Origin of the sequence: Xanthomonas sp. NCPPB 2586 (assembly GCF_041475775.2) — a bacterium.
GTDB classification, from domain to species: domain Bacteria; phylum Pseudomonadota; class Gammaproteobacteria; order Xanthomonadales; family Xanthomonadaceae; genus Xanthomonas; species Xanthomonas campestris.
Genome location: NZ_CM192981.1, coordinates 1,032,723 through 1,050,027 on the forward strand (window position 1 = coordinate 1,032,723; position 17,305 = coordinate 1,050,027).

Below are 17,305 nucleotides of genomic sequence, written 5' to 3' on the forward strand. Positions count from 1 at the left end.
CCGCTGCAACGGCAGACTCCGCACGCTTGAGTGCGCCAGTGTGCATCCCGCAGGGAATGCGCTTGGCGCGGTTGGTTAACGACCGGGGTGTGCCGTGATCATCGATGTAAAACCGCGTGTGACCGATGTCTTCCTGCAGGTGTGGCGAACGCTGGCGGTGCTGTTCGTGTGGGACGTGCTGGTCACCATCATTTATTACGTGTTGCCGTTCCGCGCGCCGGCGCTGCCGCTGACGATCTTCGGTTCGGCGTTGGCGTTATTCCTGGGGTTTCGCGCCAATTCCACCTACCAACGCTGGTGGGAAGGCCGCGTGCTGTGGGGGCAGATGATCAATGCTTCGCGCAATCTGGTGCGCCTGTGCGTGAGCGTGTTGTCGGCGCAAGACGCCGCAGCGGTGGGGCGCAGCATCGCGCTGTGCCAGGTGGCCTATGTGCACGCGCTGCGCTGTCAGTTGCGGCGGCTGCCGGTGGGCGTGGAGCTGGAGCCACGCCTGGGTGCGGACGAAGTGGCTGCCGTGGTGACGCGCACCAATGTGGCCAACGGATTGCTCGACACCACCGGGCGCGCAGTGGAACAGGCGCGGCGCGATGGCTGGATCGACAGCATCCAGCAGGCCAGTGTGGAACGCATCCTGGTGGACATTGCCAATGCGCAGGGCGGCATGGAACGCTTGAAGAACACGCCGCTGCCGTATCAATACCGGTTCTACCCGAACCTGTTCACCCGCGTGTTCTGCATCCTGTTGCCGATCGGGCTGGTGGAAACCCTGCAATACGCCACGCCGGTGGGCTCCACCGTGGCCGGGCTGATGTTCCTGGCGGTGCTGAAGATCGGCGACGAGCTGGTCGATCCGTTCGCCAACACCATCCACGACCTGCCGTTGGACAGTATGTGCCGCACGGTGGAAATCGATGCGTTGCAAGCCATCGGCGAGCGCGCACCGGAGCCGCTGCAGCCGGTGGATGGAGTGTTGTGGTGAGGCGAGGGCACCGGTCACGTCGCTGCGTACGGTGGTGCGTTGTCTTTGGTGGTGCGGCAAATCGCTGAGCGGATGCGTGGTGTCTGCATGCCGAGCATGCCGCACGCGTGCGGATGCCAACTACACGTGCACTGCCAAATGGCTTCGCGGAGATAGACGCGATCGCTCGGCAGCAAACATTGGGTGTCACCAAGAGCGCGACGCGGATGCTTTAGCCCGGCGCTACTTTCGCTCCGTCGCCGCGCTCAACCTGCGCAGTGCAATGCGCACCTCTTACCAAACTGGTGTGCGAGAAAAATCCACACACAGTGGCTCTACGGTGCAGCCATCAACGTGGCGCGGCTGCTCACCGCCTCCGCCTGCTTCCCACGCGTCAGCCACGCATCAGCGCGGTGACCCATCGCGCTGTGCAGCAGTCTGTTCGGACTGAGCGGCGGTGGCGGGGTGCGCTGCAGAGGGCTCACGCCGCGGGCCGCCGTGCGGTGTTGCGTCGATCAGCATCACCGGCACCTGCGAGCGCCGACGTTGTTCCACCCGATACGGCAGCGGCCCCAGTGCATCGCGCAGGGCGCTCAGCGCCGGGTCCACGCCACGCAGCGGGTACCACAGCCCGACCAGGCTGAAATGCCGGCTGTAACGCAGCGTCTGGGTGCTGCCGACCCACAGCGGTTGCGCGTCTGGCAGCAGTCGCGCGGTGGCCGGCCAGAGCCGCAATACATGCACATGGCCGGGTGCGGCCGGGCGCACCATCAGCAGGGCTTCGACCTGGGTATCCAGCGTGGCCGGCAGGATCGGCACTTCATCCGGGCGCCCGCTCACATCCAGCAGATGCAGCGCCTGCTCCCAGCCGGCTTGCGGTTGCGCCCGCCAGCCACGTGCTTCGAGCTGACGCTGCAGCGGTGCCAGCGGGCCGGCGAGTTGCACATCCAGCGGCCAGCGCTGGTCGTCGTCGAACTCATTGCGGCGGGCCGGAAGCAGACGCCACTGGCCGCTCCACCAATCACTGGCCTGCAATTCCATCAACAGCGGCGGTGGCGGTTCGAACTTGGCGAGTTTGGCCACCAGATTGCGCGGCGCGAACGCGATCGCACAGGCCAGGAACACGCCGTAGAACAGCCACGACACCGGCTTGACCCAGAACGCGCGGGTGGCGCGGCGGCGATAGGCAATGCCCAGCACCAGCAGCCAGAAGATGCCGAACAACATGCCGCCGACCACGTCGCTGAGCCAGTGCGCGCCCAGGTACAGCCGCGCGAAGCCAATGAGCGAGACGATTGCGCCGCTGACCAGATACGGCCACACCCGTCGCCGGCCGGGCAGCTCGCGCGCGATCAGCAATGCGAAGAAGCCGAAGCCAATCGTGGCCATGGTGACGGCCACCGACGGGAACCCGAAGCCGCTGCTGGCCGCAGGCGGGCGCACCACCTGTACGGTGGCGCCCAGCAACTGGGTCAAGGCGAGCCCGAACGCCAGCGCGATCACCCAGTGGGTCACGGCCATCCAGCGCCCACGCCAGGCCAGGTAGCCCATCGCTGCGGCGATCGCCGGCAGCAGCACCTGCCAATCGCCGAGCGAGGCCAGCGCCACCATCGGGTAGTCGGCCAGCGGGTTGCGCAGGGCCAGCATCAGATCGTGCACGGCCAGGTCCACGCGCAGCGGCTCGCCGTGTGCCAGCACCACCATCAACAGCACGAACCAGCCCCAGCCCAGCAACAGCAGCATCAGCGCCATCATCGCCAGCGGCACCGACTCGCGGCGGCGCGGGTCGAACACGCTCACCGACCAGTTGCCCAGCACCGGGTGACGGTGCGACCACTCCAGCAGCCGTGCCAGCAGTGCGTCGAGATGGCCGGCCGACCAGCGGTACGAATACAGCACCACCGCCCAGGCCAGGCCGATCACCGCTGCCAGCAAGGCCACCACCACGAACAACCGGCCGGCTACTGCGGCCACCGCGTCATAGGCGGTGCCCAACACCCAGCCGGGCACCAGGAACAGCAACGCCCACGAGATGCAGGCCAGCCCGCTGGCGATCAGATAGCGTTTGAACGGCATGTGCGACATGCCGGCGATGGCCGGCACGAACGGCCGCACCGCCCCCACGTAGCGCGCGATCACGATGCTCTTGAACGCATTGCGTCGGAACAACAATTCGCCGCGCTCCAGCAATTGCGGGTAGCGGCGGAACGGCCAATAGGTGTGCAGTTGGTGGCCCCAGCGATGGCCCACCCAGAAGCTCAGCGCGTCACCGATGAAGGCGCCCAACGTGGCGCAGATCACCGCATAGGGCCCGTTGATCTGGCCAAGCCCGATCAACACGCCAATGGCGAACAACAGCGGTAATGCGGGCACGATGGCGCCCAGCACGATGACCGCATCGCAGAAGGCAATCGCAAAGATCACCACGCCAGCCAAGGTGGGGTGGTGTCCGATCCACTCCAGCGTGGCGTCGATCCATGAGTTCATCCCCGAATTATAGGTGGGCCTGGCGGCGGCTGACTTGCGTGGCCCTCACATCGGCCGGCGCGCTTCACCTGCGGTTGCGACGCTGCGCGTGAAGGCGCGCGTGCTGCGCGCGTCGCTGTGATGCTGCGAGCGCCGCCTACAATGGGGGATGCATCCAGATCCTTCCGGCGAGCTGCCACTCAAGTCCGACACCTTCGGTCGCATCCTGCTGGTGCACGAGGGCGAGCGCATGTTCGTGCGTCGCGATCTGAGCGCTGCGCCCTGGCTGCTGCGCGGCGTGGCCTGGTGGCTGGCGCGGCGCGAGGCACTGGCCTTGCGGCAACTGGACGGGATGGCGCGCACGCCACGGCTGCTGGGCTGGAACGGCCGCCAGCTGGATCGCAGCTATCTGGCCGGCGATGCGATGTACCAACGCCCGCCGCGTGGCGACCTGGCGTATTTCCGCGCCGCCCGCCGCCTTTTGCAGCAACTGCATCGGCGCGGGGTGGCCCACAACGATCTGGCCAAGGAAGCCAACTGGCTGGTGCAGGACGATGGCAGCCCGGCGGTGATCGATTTTCAGCTGGCGGTGCGTGGCCCGCCGCGCGCGCGCTGGATGCGTCTGCTTGCACGCGAGGACCTGCGTCACCTGCTCAAGCACAAGCGCATGTACTGCCCGGCGGCCATCACCCCGGTGGAGCGCCGCGTGCTCAAGCGCCGCTCCTGGATCCGCGAGCTATGGTTCGCCACCGGCAAGCCGGTCTATCGCTTCGTAACCCGCCGCGTGCTGCACTGGGAAGACAACGAAGGGCAGGGGCCCAAGCCCTGAGGGGCTGGGAATCGGGAGTGGGGAATCGGGAATGGGTATGGGCATGGGCATGGGCATGGGCATGGGCATGGGCATGGGCATGGGCATGGCAGAGCGTGGGCTCTGATGATGACTTGCGCACAGTGCCGAGGCGCTAAGCTCTTGCCATTCCCGATTCTCGATTCCCGACTCCCATGACGTTATCCGGCAAAACCCTGTTCATCACCGGTGCTTCGCGCGGGATTGGCCTGGCGATTGCGTTGCGTGCGGCGCGCGATGGCGCGAACGTGGCCATTGCGGCCAAGTCGGCGGTGGCCAATCCCAAGTTGCCGGGCACCATCCACAGTGCGGCGGCGGCGGTCAACGCGGCGGGTGGGCAGGGGCTGGCGCTCAAGTGCGACATCCGCGAAGAAGACCAGGTGCGCGCGGCGGTGGCCGCAACCGTGGACACCTTTGGCGGCATCGACATCCTGGTCAACAACGCCAGCGCGATCTGGTTGCGCGGGACCCTGGACACGCCGATGAAGCGCTTCGACCTGATGCAACAGGTGAACGCGCGCGGCAGCTTCGTCTGCGCGCAGGCGTGTCTGCCGCATCTGTTGCAGGCACCCAACCCGCACATCCTCACGCTGGCGCCGCCGCCGTCGTTGAATCCGGCATGGTGGGGCGCGCATACCGGCTACACGCTGGCCAAGATGGGGATGAGCCTGGTCACCCTGGGGCTGGCCGCCGAGTTCGGGCCGCAGGGCGTGGCCATCAACGCACTATGGCCGCGCACGGTGATTGCCACCGATGCGATCAACATGCTCCCCGGCGTGGACGCGGCCGCCTGCCGCCGGCCCGAGATCATGGCCGATGCCGCGCATGCGGTGCTGACGCGAGAGGCGGCCGGGTTTCATGGTCAGTTCCTGATCGATGACGAAGTGCTGGCACAGGCCGGCATTACCGATCTTTCCGGCTACGCCGTGGACCCGCAGCGTGCGCTGCTACCGGATCTGTTTCTGGAGTGACCACGGCGGGTTCACGGCCGCGTTTGCTATCGTGCGCGGCTGAAATCGTTTTCAACAAGGATGTGTGCCGGTGTGCGTGCGTGGGAAAGGAGCCGTCGTTGAGGTGTCCGTGGGCGTCATGGCTGCGGCGCAGACAGTGCAGCGGCAGGTCCGCCCGATGGTCTCTCCGTTCGGTAGCGCAACGCAGCACCGTTGCGTTTGCGAGCGCACGGTTGTAGCTGACGCAGCCGGTGCATTCTCCGGTAAGGCTGCGGCGCGCCGAGCTGCTGCGCGAGACGTGCGCGCGGACGGGATGCCTCAGTTGACTGCAAACATTCACGGCAGATCTCGCCGCGGTCGGCCCATCAAGGACGCTGGCGTTTACCTTTTGGCCGCGTCGGCCCTGACTACCGGTGGACCGGCATGCGCTCGGCAGCCTGGGCCTGCAGCGAACCTTCAGCGCTCACCTTTCGGCAATCCACATGCTCGCGCTAAACGCGTGCACGCCATGAAGCATGCACCGCCATCCAATCACGGCCCCATCGGTGGGGACGCTACGTCCGCCCACTGTGGCCGTCGCATCGCGCATTCCTACATCAACCCCATGGAGCTCTCATGACCCCGCATTCCCGCCTTGCGCCACTCGCCACGGCAATTGCATTTGCCGCACTGCTCGCCGGTTGCCACAAGGGCGACACCGCCGCCGCTGCCGTGGAAGGCGCCGACAAGATCAATGCCTACATCGCGTGCTTCAACTCGGTGGAGCAGCCACTGCACGAGAGCTACCAGCAATACATTGGCTGGATGAAAGACCCGGAGGCGGGCCCGACTGGCAAGGAATCGCAGATCCGCGGCCCGGGCACGGTGTTGTCGCATCGGGTCGAAGCCTGCGGCGCGCCAATGACCGCCGCGCTGGCGCAGCAGCCGGCCAACGTGCAGCTGGATCCGGCGGCCAAGACCTATCAGCAGCGCTTCACCGCGCTCAACGAGCGCATCGAAGAAGCCGCGCGTTATTACGACCGCGAGGACTATCGGCGTGACGACGCCAAAGGTATGCAATCGCTACACGCACCGCTGATGCAGGCCTATAGCGCGTTCTTCGAGGCTGGCGAGGCCATGGACGCAGCGCTGGAGCGCACCGAAGACCAGCGCCGCAAGCAGCAGCTCGATGCAATTGAAAAGGACGAAGGCCGCAGCGCCGCCTGGTACCACCTGAAGATCATCGGCGAAGGCAAGCAACTGGTGACCACGCTCAATAGCGACACGCCGGACCTGGCCGCCGCGCAAACGCAGCTGACCAGTTACCAGGGCATCCTGGAAGAGGCGCAGAAGGCCAAGATCGGCGACGGCGACCCGATGTGGGGCCATATGGAACGCTCCGCCGACAAGCTGGTCAGCGTGGCGGCGCGCCGCATCGAACGCGTGCGCAACAACGAGCCGTTGAGCCGCAGCGACCAGATGTTGCTGGAGAGCAACAGCTCGCTGCCGCCGGCCGGCACGCGGCAGGCGCTGCTGGCGAGTTACAACGACCTGATCGACATGAGCAACCGCATGACGCGCTAAGTTGGGCGAGGACGCGCCTGATGAAATGGGCGCGTTCTTCTTGTTACAGGCATGTCCACTTTGCCTGACAGCGGCCGTCATGGATGACGGCCTAGCCGCGCTTCCTCACAGGAAGTGGCGCGGCAATTGCGCTGGAGGAACAGCACACGCTGCCGCCAGTACAGCAGGCGCGCGCACGCAGATGTCGCCGCACGCGACGGCACACCTCACCGCGTGCGCGTTTGCCTCAGTGAGTGAACGCAGCAGGGAGTGGCCCGGCACATTGCCGGCAGAACCGTGCGTCGGGCTCGTGGCCTTCCAGCCCGCAGGCCGGGCAGCCGCGCGCATCGTGGTGCTGGGCGTCGTCCTTGCGCCGCAGATTGCTGGCCAGTTCGGCGGTGTAGATGCCGGTCGGCACGGCGATGATGCTGTAGCCGATCAGGATCAGCGCCGAGGTCACGAAGCGGCCGAGCGTGGTCTGCGGAACGAGGTCGCCAAAGCCCACCGTGGCCATGGTGACGATGGCCCAGTACATGCTGGTCGGGATGCTGGTGAAGCCGTGCTGCGGGCCTTCAATCACATACATCGTGGCGCCGGCGATCACGGTGATGGTGAGTACCGTGAACAGGAACACCAGCACCTTGCGCCGGCTGCGCCACAGCGCATCGAGCAACTGGCCGCTTTCTTCCACGTAGCGGGTGAGCTTGAGGATGCGGAACAGCCGCAGGATGCGCAGCACGCGCACCACCAGCAGCGTCTGCGCGCCGGGCACGAAGAACGACAGGTAGCTGGGCAGGATCGAGAGCAGGTCGATCACGCCCCAGATGCTCAGCGCATAGCGCAGCGGGCGCCGTACTACTGCCAGGCGCAGCGCGTATTCGATGGTGAACACCACCGTAAACGCCCACTCCAGCGGCACCAGCCAGTGCGCGGACTGCGCGTGGATGCGCGGCACGCTGTCGATCATGATCACCACCACGCTGGTGAGGATGGTGACCACCAGCAGCAGGTCGAAATTGCGCGACGGGCGGGTGTCGTGGCGGTAGATGATGTCGAACCACTGGCGACGCCAACCGTCGGTGGTGGCGGGATTGAGCTGGGGATCGGAAAGCGGTCGCATGCGTGCATTGTGCCGCAGGCTGGCGAATGCGCGAGAATGCCGGTCTCCCTCCGCTTCCGCGACCCCGCCATCATGAGCACCGCTGCCGATTCGCCCCTGTCCCTCGCGCATTACTACCTGCCGGTGTACCGCCCGCGTCAGGTGGTGCTGGAGCGTGGCCAGGGCAGTCGCGTGTGGGACGACCAGGGCCGCGAATATCTGGATCTGTCCTCCGGCATCGCGGTCAGCGGGCTGGGGCACAACGATCCGGACCTGATGGCCGCGCTCACCGAGCAGGCCGGCAAGCTGTGGCACACCAGCAACGTGTTCTTCAGCGCGCCGCCGCTGAAGCTGGCCGAAGAACTGGTCACTGCCTCGCGCTTTGCGCAGAAGGTGTTCCTGTGCAACTCCGGCACCGAGGCCAACGAGGCGGCGATCAAACTGGTGCGCAAGTGGGCCAGCAGCCAGGGCCGGCCGGCCGACAAGCGGGTGATCGTCACCTTCCGCGGCAGTTTCCACGGCCGCACGCTGGCCTCGGTCACCGCCACCGCGCAGCCCAAATACCAGGAAGGCTACGAACCGTTGCCGGGCGGATTCCGCTACGTGGATTTCAACGATGTGCCGGCGCTGGAAAGCGCCATGGCCAGCGGCGATGTGGCGGCGGTGATGCTGGAGCCGATCCAGGGCGAGGGCGGGGTGATGCCGGCCGCACCGGGCTTTTTGGCGCGCGTGCGCGCGCTGTGCGACCAGCACGACGCACTGCTGGTGCTGGACGAGATCCAGTGCGGCATGGGCCGCACCGGCAGCCTGTTCGCGCATTGGCAGGAGCAGGTCACCCCGGACATCGTCACCCTGGCCAAGGCGCTGGGTGGCGGCTTCCCGATCGGCGCGATGCTGGCCGGGCCGAAAGTGGCCGAGACCATGCAGTTCGGCGCGCACGGCACCACCTTCGGCGGCAATCCGCTGGCGGCGGCGGTGGCGCGGGTCGCGTTGCGCAAGCTGGCCTCGCCGCAGATTGCCGAGAATGTGGCGCGTCAGTCGGCCGCCTTGCGCGCTGGCCTGGAAGCGCTGAATGCCGAGTTCGGTGTGTTTGCGCAGATCCGTGGACGTGGCCTGATGCTGGGCGCGGTGCTGGCACCGGCGCATGCCGGCCAGGCGGGCGCGATCCTGGACCTGGCGGCCGCGCACGGCCTGCTGTTGCTGCAGGCCGGCCCGGACGTGCTGCGCTTTGTGCCGGCGTTGAATCTCACCGATGCCGAGCTGGCCGACGGGTTGGCACGCCTGCGCCTGGCGATCGCCGCGTACGTTGCGCAGCACTGACAGCACTGACAGCACTGACAGCAGCGACTGCGCGTTCTGCACCATCGTGGCCGGCACCGCGCCGGCCAGCGTGGGGTACTGGCTCGCGTTTTTATCGCGGTGCGAGAGAGTTATCTAGATGCGAGCCCTCAGCAGCAGCTGAGGCGGTGCCTGTTGATTGCACCGCGTCGTATGTGCAATCCGTCATGCATCTGTTCTGGCGGCTGATGTCAAAACCGATGCGGCGCAATGACTGGCCGCTGCCGCTGCGATCGGTTTGCGGCGATCAGCTCTGGTTGCAGTGAGTGGGAAAGCTGCAGCGTGTCTGGGCAAGTTGCGACGCGGCCTAGCAGACACATTCAGAAGCGCTAGGTAGCACGATGACGCAGAGATACACCAACCGCGCCTACGCCAGCCCATACCGCTTCAGCACCCGGCGCAGTCCGCGTGCATCACGCACAGTGTCCGCTTCCAGGCCGGCCGCGCGTGCGCCGCGCACGTTGACGAACAAATCATCCACAAACAGCGTGTGTGCAGCGCGTGCGCCCAGCTGCGCGAGTGCGCGTGCATAGACGCGTGCATCGGGCTTGCGGCCGCCCAGGGCACCGCTGCACAGCACCCGGCCGCGCAGCAGCGGGAACAGCGCCGGCACGATCTGCTCGATCGCCTCTGACCATCAGCGGGCCGTTGTTGGTGAGCACGGCGACCGGGGTGTGTGCAGACACGGCAAGCACCTGCGCCATCACCGATGTATCGGCGCGGCAGGCGGCCACGCGTGCCGCCACCCAGGCCGCAGGATCGATGCGCTGGCCTACTGCATCGCTCAAACGGGCCAAGTACGTGGGCGTATCGATGTCGCCGCTGTCGTAGCTGCGCTCCAGCCCCTGCGCGAACAACACGGCGTGCACCTGCGCCGGCGTGCAGTTGGCCATCGCAGCCAGCGCCGCCATGCGTTTGGGCCGCGCATAGCTGGCGAGCACGCCATCGAAATCGAGCAATAACAGGGAGGGACGCGGAGCGGGCATGGCCGTGTTCGATGTGCAACGCAGCAGCGTCGTCGATCCGTGCATGCGCTGGCAAGTCATCACCACCGCAGCGCACCTCCCCGCACACGGGTAGGCACATTCCAGCTTCATCTAGTTGAATTCGATAGCAGCCTACCCACCTGCGCCGCCCCTACCCTCCGCGCGCGGCATGCGCTGCGGTAGTGCTGGGTATGGTCGAGCTGTACCGCACAGCGCGGTGTCAACCGGGTTGGGGAGCTCCCGGTCATCCAGCACGTCACACGACTCCAGGGGTGGATTGCATGCGCAAGCGCTTGAAGACCGACCATCTGGCGACCTCGGTCGCCGCCGCTCTCACCACGCTCACCCGCCGCCCTGCCGCGGCCTCCATGGCACTGTTACTGGGTGCTTCCAGCCTGCCAGCGATTGCACAGGAAGCACGCACGCTCGATGCCGTCAGTGTGGTGGGCACCGGCTCCACCCGCACCACCGCGTCCATCTCCGTGGCGGAAATCCAGGCGCAGGTGCCCGGTGTGGCCCCGCAGCAATTGCTGGCCAGCCTGCCGGGCGTGAATGTGCAGACCACCGACCCGTTCGGTCTGTACGAGTTCGGTGATTCGATGACCATCCGCGGGTTTTCTGCCAACCAGATCGGCGTGACCCTGGATGGCATTCCGATCGAAACCTTCGACACCCGCGAAGGCGGGCCGATCACCCGCTATGTGTCCAGCGAAAACCTGCTGGATGTCACGGTGTCTGCCGGTTCGGGCGATGTCACCCAGCCCTCCTATCACGCGCTCGGCGGGGCGATCCGCTACACCAGCCTGCCACCGAAGGGCGGCGATACCTGGAGCGGCAACCTCACCCAGACCATCGGCTCGGACGATCTGGTACGCAGTTTCGTGCGCCTGGATACGCCGGATTGGTGGGACGGCGGCCCCAGCGCTTACATCTCGGCCTCGCGCACGCAGGGCGGGGTGTGGGACATGGAGCCGGCCACGCAGAAGAGCGATCACTTCGAGGCCAAGATCCGCCAGGCCTGGGACGCGGGCAGCCTGACGCTGGGCTGGATCTACAACAACCGCAAGGACTACGACGTGCAGTCGTACAACTCCGATGGCTCGGTGTCGTGGGACCTGCACGAACGCATCACCGGCAATCCCGAAGTGGACGCCGAGCACTACAGCGAGTGGCAGAACGGCCGCCGCGATTCCTTGCTCAGCCTGCATGGCGATTTCCTGTTCAACGATGCGATCGGCTTCACCTTCACCGGCTACTACGAGAACAAGCACGGCTATGGCGTTGGCGGAACTCCGCCGAGCACGGCGACCGGCCTGTACAACGACGCCATCGCCGGCACGCCGGGGCGCACCGATATCGCCATCAACGACCCGCAGATTGTGGACGCCAACGGCAATGTCACCCGCGTTGGTGCGATGACCCGGCGCGAGGAAATCATGGGCGGCGACCGCTATGGCGCGACCACCGCGGTGTCGTGGGAAACCGAGCACAACAAACTCGAAGTCGGTGCCTGGTATGAGAACTACGATTTCGATCAGGTGCGCCCGCTGTACAACCTGGACCCTGCCACCGGCGCATTGCTGAAAAGCGCCTTGCCGATCGTCATCTACTACGACAACCACTTCTCCACCGAAGTGAAGCAGCTCTACATCAAGGACACACTGCGCCTGCTCGATGACCGGCTCACGCTGGAACTCGGCGCCAAGGGGCTGGATGTCAAACGCGACTACAACGGCATCGCCAATCTCGACGATTTCAATGTCGGCGTGCGTCGCGATGTCACCATCAAGAACAGCGACTGGTTCCAGCCGCAGGTGGGTGCCAGTTTCCAGCTGGCCGATGGCGTGCAGGTGTTCGCCAACTATGCGGAGAACTTCAGCTCCGCACCGCGGCTGGCACTGACCTCGGGCGCGTTCAATCCGGATATCGCACCGGAAGAATCCACCAATATCGACATCGGCATTCGCGCCGAATCCAGCCAGTGGAGCGGTTACATCGCCGCCTACAAGATCGATTACGAAAACCGCATCATCGCGTTGACCGACCCGGACCCGTTGGTGGTGGCGCCCACGGTGTACGCCAACGTCGGCGACGTGCAGACCTATGGCGCAGAAGTCTCGGGCATGTGGAAGCCGGCGCCGGGCTGGCGGCTGGGTGCCTCGCTGACCTGGAACAAATCCGAATTCCAGGACAACTATTTCGGACCGGTCAGCGGCAGCCTGGTGCAGGTGAAGGGCAATGAGGTGCCGGATTCGCCGAAGGTGATGTTCAGCGTCAACGGCGGCTGGGAGGGCGAGAATTTCTTCGCCAACCTGGACACCAAGTACACCGGCAAGCGCTACGGCGACACGCTCAATACCGATCAGGTGGATGCCACCTTCATCGTCAATGGCAGTGTCGGCTATCAGGGCGGCAGTGACGGGTTTCTGGCCGGCGGCCGGCTGCAACTGTCGGTCTACAACCTGTTCGACAAGGACGACGCGATCGGCGCGGTGTTCCCGAATGAAAGTTCCGGCTCGTATCAGCTGATTGCACCACGGCAGGTGTTTGCGAGTCTTTCGTACAAATTTTGACGGCGCCAACGCGGCCGGTCGTGTTGCCGGCCGCGTGTGTGAGCGGTGCGGCAGGGTGCACGCGGTCGCCGCAGGCACAGCGCACGGTAGTTGGTCGCGTCCGGTCCATGACATGCAGGGGAACACGCGTTGATGCAAGGCAAACACACTGGGGCAATGACACGCCGGCAACTGCTGGCACGGATCGGCATGACCGCGGGCGGCGCGATGATGTATCAGGCGATGAGCAGCCTGGGCATGGCGGCCGAATCCACCTTTACCGGGCCGCTGCAGCTCGATGGTGACGCCAAGGGGGCATCGGTGCTGATTCTCGGTGCCGGCCTGGCCGGCATGACGGCGGCGTTCGAGTTGCGCAAGGCCGGGTACCGCGTACAGGTGCTGGAATACAACGACCGCCCGGGCGGCCGGAACTGGACATTGCGCGGCGGCGACCGTTACACCGAACTCGGTGGCGCGGCGCAGCACTGCCAGTTCGATGAGGGCCATTACCTCAATCCCGGTCCGTGGCGCATCCCGCATCACCACCGCGCGGTACTGAGTTACTGCAAGCAGTTCGGCGTGGCGCTGGAGGCGTTCAATCAGGTCAACTACAACGCCTTGCTGCACAGCCAGCACGGCTTCGATGGCAAGCCGCAGCGCTTCCGCGCCATCGATGCGGACTACAAGGGCCATGTCTCCGAGCTGCTCGCCAAGTGCACCCAGCAACACGCACTGGACAGCCTGGTGAGCAGCGAGGATCAGCAGATCCTGCTCGAATCGCTGCGCACCTGGGGCGCGCTCGACAAACGCTTTGGCTACGTCAAGGGCAAGGACAGCAGCGAGCGCCGCGGCTTTGCGCGCTACCCGGGCGGCGGTTTGTCCGGCAAGCCGGAGTTTTCCGATCCCTTCAGCGTGCAGGACGTGCTGCGGTCACGGCTGTGGACCACGCTGGCGGCCGGGAATAACTACGAAATGCAGACCACCATGTTTCAGCCGGTGGGCGGCATGGACCAGATCGGCAAGGCGTTTGCCCGCCAGCTCGGCAATGCCATCACCTATAACGCCAAGGTCACCAAGATTGATCAGGACGGCAGCGGCGTGCGCGTGTCCTGGCAGGATGCCGCGCGCGGTGGCGCCGAACAGGTGGCCAGTGCCGACTGGTGCATCTGCACGATTCCCCTCTCGGTCTTGAGCCGCATCCCGGTCACCGCCAGCGATGCGATGACCACGGCGATCGGCAAGGTGCCGTACGCGGCGTCGGTGAAGGTGGGGCTGCAGTTCAAGCGCCGCTTCTGGGAAGAGGACGAGGCGATCTACGGCGGCATCAGCTACACCGATCTGCCGATCACGCTGATCAGCTATCCCAGTACCGGCTATCACAGCCCCGGCAAGGGTGTGTTGCTGGGCGCCTACGTCTGGGGTCTGGACGCCTACCAGTTCACCTCGATGTCCCCGGAGCAGCGTGTGCGCAAGGCGGTCGAATACGGCACGCAATTGCATCCGCAATATCCGCGCGAATTCGAAATCGGCATTGCAGTGGGCTGGCATCGTGTGCCGTTTACGCATGGGTGCTTTGGCATGTGGAGCGAGGCCGCACGCGCCGAGCATTACGCGCCGCTGTGCCAGATCGATGGCCGTCTGGCGCTGGCCGGCGAGCACGTGTCTTATATCCCGGCCTGGCAGGAGGGCGCGATCTTGTCCGCGCACGACGTGGTCGGCCGCCTGCATCGCAAGGTGCTTGCCCAAGGAGCTCGCGCATGACGCTGTTCCCCCGTGTGTTCGCTGCGGCAGCGGTGCTGTGCATCGGTGCATTGCTGCTGCCGCCTGGCCTGCACGATGCACGCGCGCAGAGTTCCGATGCCACCGCGTTGTATCCGCAGAAAGGCTTTGCCACCGCCTCCGGCCAGCATGTCTACCAGGCCGTGTGCCAGGGCTGTCACATGCCCAGCGGCACTGGGGCGCAGGGGGCGGGCGAATATCCGGCGCTGGCCGGCAACCCCAAACTCGCCGCCGCGCCGTACGTCACCATGATGGTGCTCGACGGCCACGCCGGCATGCCGGGTTTCGGTGACATGCTCACCGACCGCCAGGTGGCCGAAGTGGTGAGCTATGTGCGCACTCATTTCGGTAATGACCACGCCGAAGTGGTGACCGTCGACGACGTCAAACTGCTGCGCCACTGACCGTTTCCTCATGCAAGGAGTTGCCATGTTCCGTCCCGCCGTGATTGCCGCCACCGCCGCCGTGCTGTGGTGTGGAAGTGTTGCCGCCGCATAGGCCGCCGAGGTGATCCGCCACAAGATTCCCAACAGCGATTTCCCGATTGCCGCGGCCGTGGAGGTACCGGCCGGCAAGGCCACCGTGTATGTCAGCGGCAAGGTGCCGGCGGTGGTGGACACCACAGCGCCGAAGGGCTCGGCCGCCGCCTACGGCGATACCAAGGCGCAGACCATCAGCGTGCTTGCGCAGATCAAGCAGCAGCTGGAATCGCTGGGCCTGGGGATGGGCGATGTGGTGAAGATGCAGGTGTTCCTGGTCGGCGATCCGGCCATGGACGGCAAGATGGATTTCAACGGATTCATGGAGGGCTACCGGCAGTATTTCGGCACCAAGGAGCAGCCCAATCTGCCGGCGCGCTCGGCGTTTCAGATCGCCGCGCTGGGCAACCCGTTGTACCGGGTAGAGATCGAAGTGGTTGCCGTGCGTCCTTGAGTTCGTCTTTGTCGCCTTGCTGGAGGTTCACCATGCATACCGCTCTGTCGCGCCGCAGGTTCCTGCGTGATTCCGCCCTGTTTGCCGGTGCCGCCGGGAGCGCCCTGCCGCTGCTGGCCAGCGCCGCCGAACGCTCGGCCGCCATCGCGCCTGCCACAGCGGGCGCCTTGGCGCCGGTGATGATCGGCTCCAACGAGTTTCCCGATGGCCCGTGTGCCGCGGCGATCAAGGCAATCACCCAGATTGCGCCGCAGGGTGGGCGGTATCTGCGTGAGCTGCAGATGGAGCTGATGACCACCCTGGCCGCTGAGCTCAAGCTGCCGGTGAACCACCTGATGGCCTACGCCGGCTCGACCGAACCGCTCGACTACACGATGCTGGCCTTCACCTCGCCCAGTGCCGCGCTGGTCACCGCCGACCCCACCTACGAATCCGGCTGGCGCGCTGCGTCCCGCAACGGCGCCAAGCTGGTCAAGGTGCCGTTGCGCAAGGACTTCTCGCACGACGTGCAGGCGATGTGCGCAGCGGACGCCAATGCCGGTGTCATCTACATCTGCAATCCCAACAATCCCACCGGCTCGGTGACCGCGCGCAAGGATCTGGACTACGCGCTGGCGCACAAGCCCAAGGACAGCATTTTGGTGGTGGACGAGGCCTACATCCATTTCGCGCAGAGCACCCGCAGCGTGGTGGACATGGTGGCCGCGGGAGAAGACGTGGTGGTACTGCGCACCTTCTCCAAGCTCTACGGCATGGCCGGCATCCGCCTGGGCTATGCGGCAGCACGCCCGGACCTGCTGGCCAAGCTGATGTTCTACAGCGTCAACAGCCTGCCGGTGACCGCGGCCGCGGCGGGCCTGGCCAGCCTGCGCGATGCCACGGTGGTGCCGCAACGGCGCGCACGCACTGCGGCCACCCGCACCGATGTCATCGACTTCCTCACCAAGCAGGGCTATGCCTGCACCGCCTCGGAAAGCAACTGCTTCATGGTCGATGTAAAACAGCCTGCGGCCGGCTTCAAGGACGCCATGGCCACCTTCGGTGTATTCATCGGCCGCAGCTGGCCCGTGTGGCCCACCTGGTCGCGGATCACGGTGGGCACGCCCGAGGAGATGGCGCGCTTCAAGCAGGCCTTCGTGCAGGTCATGGCCGGCAAACGCGGCCCGTTGCCGCTGCCCGACGCCACCGCAAGCGCGCAGGCGCCGATGGATGCCTTCTTCCGCTACGCCTAGCGCAGGGCGCCGCGTGCGACAAAAACATCGGGCAGGGGTTGCCTGCCGCGTGCCTGCTCGCGGTACTCTGACGGCGCCGACGCATGCGCGCCGCGTCAGGCATCCGGCACCGGCATCTACGTGGCCGGGCAGCGCGCAACCCTTTTTGCAGGAGTGTGTCCTTGAAGCTGCTTTCGACCATTGCCGTGCTTGCGCTGGTGTCATTGGCACCATCAGCGTGGGCGAAGACCTGTGCGGTGACCATCACCGGTACCGACCAGATGAAATTCGACCAGAGCGCGATCACGATCGCTCCCGATTGCACCGAAGTCGCCGTGACGCTCAAGCACTCCGGCAAACTTGCCGCCACGGTGATGGGGCACAACTGGGTGCTGACCAAGAGCGATGACTTCCAGGCGGTGGCCAACGCCGGCGTGCGCTCCACCATCGCCGACAGCTACCTGCCCAAGGCCGACCCGCGCGTGATCGCGCACACCAAGGTGATCGGCGCGGGAGAAACCGCCACGGTGACCTTCCCGACCAGCAAGTTGAGCAAGGGCGGCGCGTATACGTTTTTCTGCTCGTTCCCCGGCCACTGGGCCATGATGAAGGGCACGCTGCGCTTTGGGTGACGCAGTGCACGC

The 17,305-nt window shown here is 65.8% G+C and carries 13 protein-coding genes and 1 pseudogene; 11 read left to right on the plus strand and 3 right to left on the minus strand.

Translation table 11 applies throughout. The features are described 5' to 3' along the window. Positions 1-94: 94 nt before the first annotated feature. Positions 95-979, plus strand: coding sequence for a bestrophin family protein (locus ACCQ09_RS04350; protein WP_228427724.1), 885 nt, complete (start codon positions 95-97; stop codon positions 977-979). 384 nt (positions 980-1,363) lie between these two features. Here ACCQ09_RS04350 and ACCQ09_RS04355 read toward each other — a convergent pair whose 3' ends face one another. Next, positions 1,364-3,445, minus strand: a complete 2,082-nt coding sequence (locus ACCQ09_RS04355) for a bifunctional DedA family/phosphatase PAP2 family protein (RefSeq protein ID WP_040940711.1) — start codon at positions 3,443-3,445, stop codon at positions 1,364-1,366. 148 nt (positions 3,446-3,593) lie between these two features. On the opposite strand from ACCQ09_RS04355, the gene ACCQ09_RS04360 reads away from it, so the two are divergent. From ACCQ09_RS04360 to ACCQ09_RS04370, 3 genes are all read left to right on the plus strand, one after another. Further along, entirely contained in the window at positions 3,594-4,253 is a 660-nt protein-coding gene (locus ACCQ09_RS04360) for a serine/threonine-protein kinase (RefSeq protein WP_012437461.1), read from the plus strand. A gap of 173 nt (positions 4,254-4,426) precedes the next feature. Beyond that, positions 4,427-5,242: an SDR family oxidoreductase gene (locus ACCQ09_RS04365; protein WP_011038387.1), complete on the plus strand. Its 816-nt coding sequence runs from the start codon at positions 4,427-4,429 to the stop codon at positions 5,240-5,242. Positions 5,243-5,836: 594 nt separating this feature from the next. Then, positions 5,837-6,784, plus strand: coding sequence for a YiiG family protein (locus ACCQ09_RS04370; RefSeq protein WP_228427722.1), 948 nt, complete (start codon positions 5,837-5,839; stop codon positions 6,782-6,784). A gap of 226 nt (positions 6,785-7,010) precedes the next feature. Here the strand turns inward: ACCQ09_RS04370 and ACCQ09_RS04375 are convergent, their stop codons facing one another. Beyond that, positions 7,011-7,883 carry an ion transporter gene (locus tag ACCQ09_RS04375; protein ID WP_012437465.1) on the minus strand — a complete coding sequence of 291 codons (873 nt, stop codon included), beginning with the start codon at positions 7,881-7,883 and terminating at the stop codon, positions 7,011-7,013. Positions 7,884-7,955: 72 nt separating this feature from the next. On the opposite strand from ACCQ09_RS04375, the gene ACCQ09_RS04380 reads away from it, so the two are divergent. Next, complete coding sequence (locus tag ACCQ09_RS04380; protein ID WP_011038384.1) at positions 7,956-9,182, plus strand: acetylornithine transaminase; 1,227 nt, start codon at positions 7,956-7,958, stop codon at positions 9,180-9,182. A gap of 385 nt (positions 9,183-9,567) precedes the next feature. Here the strand turns inward: ACCQ09_RS04380 and ACCQ09_RS04385 are convergent. After that, a pseudogene (locus ACCQ09_RS04385) lies at positions 9,568-10,186 on the minus strand (HAD-IA family hydrolase). 293 nt (positions 10,187-10,479) lie between these two features. Between ACCQ09_RS04385 and ACCQ09_RS04390 the strand changes: the two are divergent. The 6 genes from ACCQ09_RS04390 to azu all read left to right on the plus strand — a co-directional run bounded on the left by ACCQ09_RS04390 (position 10,480) and on the right by azu (position 17,293). Continuing rightward, a complete protein-coding gene (locus tag ACCQ09_RS04390; RefSeq protein WP_228427801.1) occupies positions 10,480-12,759 on the plus strand; it encodes a TonB-dependent receptor in 2,280 nt (759 codons plus the stop codon). A gap of 132 nt (positions 12,760-12,891) precedes the next feature. Continuing rightward, on the plus strand, positions 12,892-14,499 hold the full coding sequence (locus ACCQ09_RS04395; protein ID WP_175611677.1) for an NAD(P)/FAD-dependent oxidoreductase: 1,608 nt from the start codon (positions 12,892-12,894) through the stop codon (positions 14,497-14,499). Beyond that, positions 14,496-14,921 carry a c-type cytochrome gene (locus ACCQ09_RS04400; protein ID WP_076038404.1) on the plus strand — a complete coding sequence of 142 codons (426 nt, stop codon included), beginning with the start codon at positions 14,496-14,498 and terminating at the stop codon, positions 14,919-14,921. The genes ACCQ09_RS04395 and ACCQ09_RS04400 overlap by 4 nt, the downstream gene beginning before the upstream one ends. Before the next feature lie 103 nt (positions 14,922-15,024). Further along, positions 15,025-15,450, plus strand: coding sequence for a RidA family protein (locus ACCQ09_RS04405; protein ID WP_228423397.1), 426 nt, complete (start codon positions 15,025-15,027; stop codon positions 15,448-15,450). Between the two features lie 32 nt (positions 15,451-15,482). After that, entirely contained in the window at positions 15,483-16,682 is a 1,200-nt protein-coding gene (locus tag ACCQ09_RS04410) for a pyridoxal phosphate-dependent aminotransferase (protein ID WP_228427720.1), read from the plus strand. 161 nt (positions 16,683-16,843) lie between these two features. Then, positions 16,844-17,293 (plus strand): azurin, encoded by a 450-nt coding sequence (gene azu, locus ACCQ09_RS04415; protein WP_011038376.1) that lies wholly within the window; start codon positions 16,844-16,846, stop codon positions 17,291-17,293. Positions 17,294-17,305 lie beyond the last annotated feature (12 nt).

What these genes read in the sequence shown, in the direction of transcription:
- ACCQ09_RS04365 (WP_011038387.1), top strand. Translation starts at nt 4,427, where the DNA reads ATGACGTTATCCGGCAAAACCCTGTTCATCACCGGTGCTTCGCGCGGG.
- ACCQ09_RS04410 (WP_228427720.1), top strand. Translation starts at nt 15,483, where the DNA reads ATGCATACCGCTCTGTCGCGCCGCAGGTTCCTGCGTGATTCCGCCCTG.
- ACCQ09_RS04375 (WP_012437465.1), bottom strand. Translation starts at nt 7,883, where the DNA reads ATGCGACCGCTTTCCGATCCCCAGCTCAATCCCGCCACCACCGACGGT.
- ACCQ09_RS04370 (WP_228427722.1), top strand. Translation starts at nt 5,837, where the DNA reads ATGACCCCGCATTCCCGCCTTGCGCCACTCGCCACGGCAATTGCATTT.
- ACCQ09_RS04395 (WP_175611677.1), top strand. Translation starts at nt 12,892, where the DNA reads ATGCAAGGCAAACACACTGGGGCAATGACACGCCGGCAACTGCTGGCA.
- ACCQ09_RS04380 (WP_011038384.1), top strand. Translation starts at nt 7,956, where the DNA reads ATGAGCACCGCTGCCGATTCGCCCCTGTCCCTCGCGCATTACTACCTG.
- ACCQ09_RS04360 (WP_012437461.1), top strand. Translation starts at nt 3,594, where the DNA reads ATGCATCCAGATCCTTCCGGCGAGCTGCCACTCAAGTCCGACACCTTC.
- ACCQ09_RS04355 (WP_040940711.1), bottom strand. Translation starts at nt 3,445, where the DNA reads ATGAACTCATGGATCGACGCCACGCTGGAGTGGATCGGACACCACCCC.
- ACCQ09_RS04400 (WP_076038404.1), top strand. Translation starts at nt 14,496, where the DNA reads ATGACGCTGTTCCCCCGTGTGTTCGCTGCGGCAGCGGTGCTGTGCATC.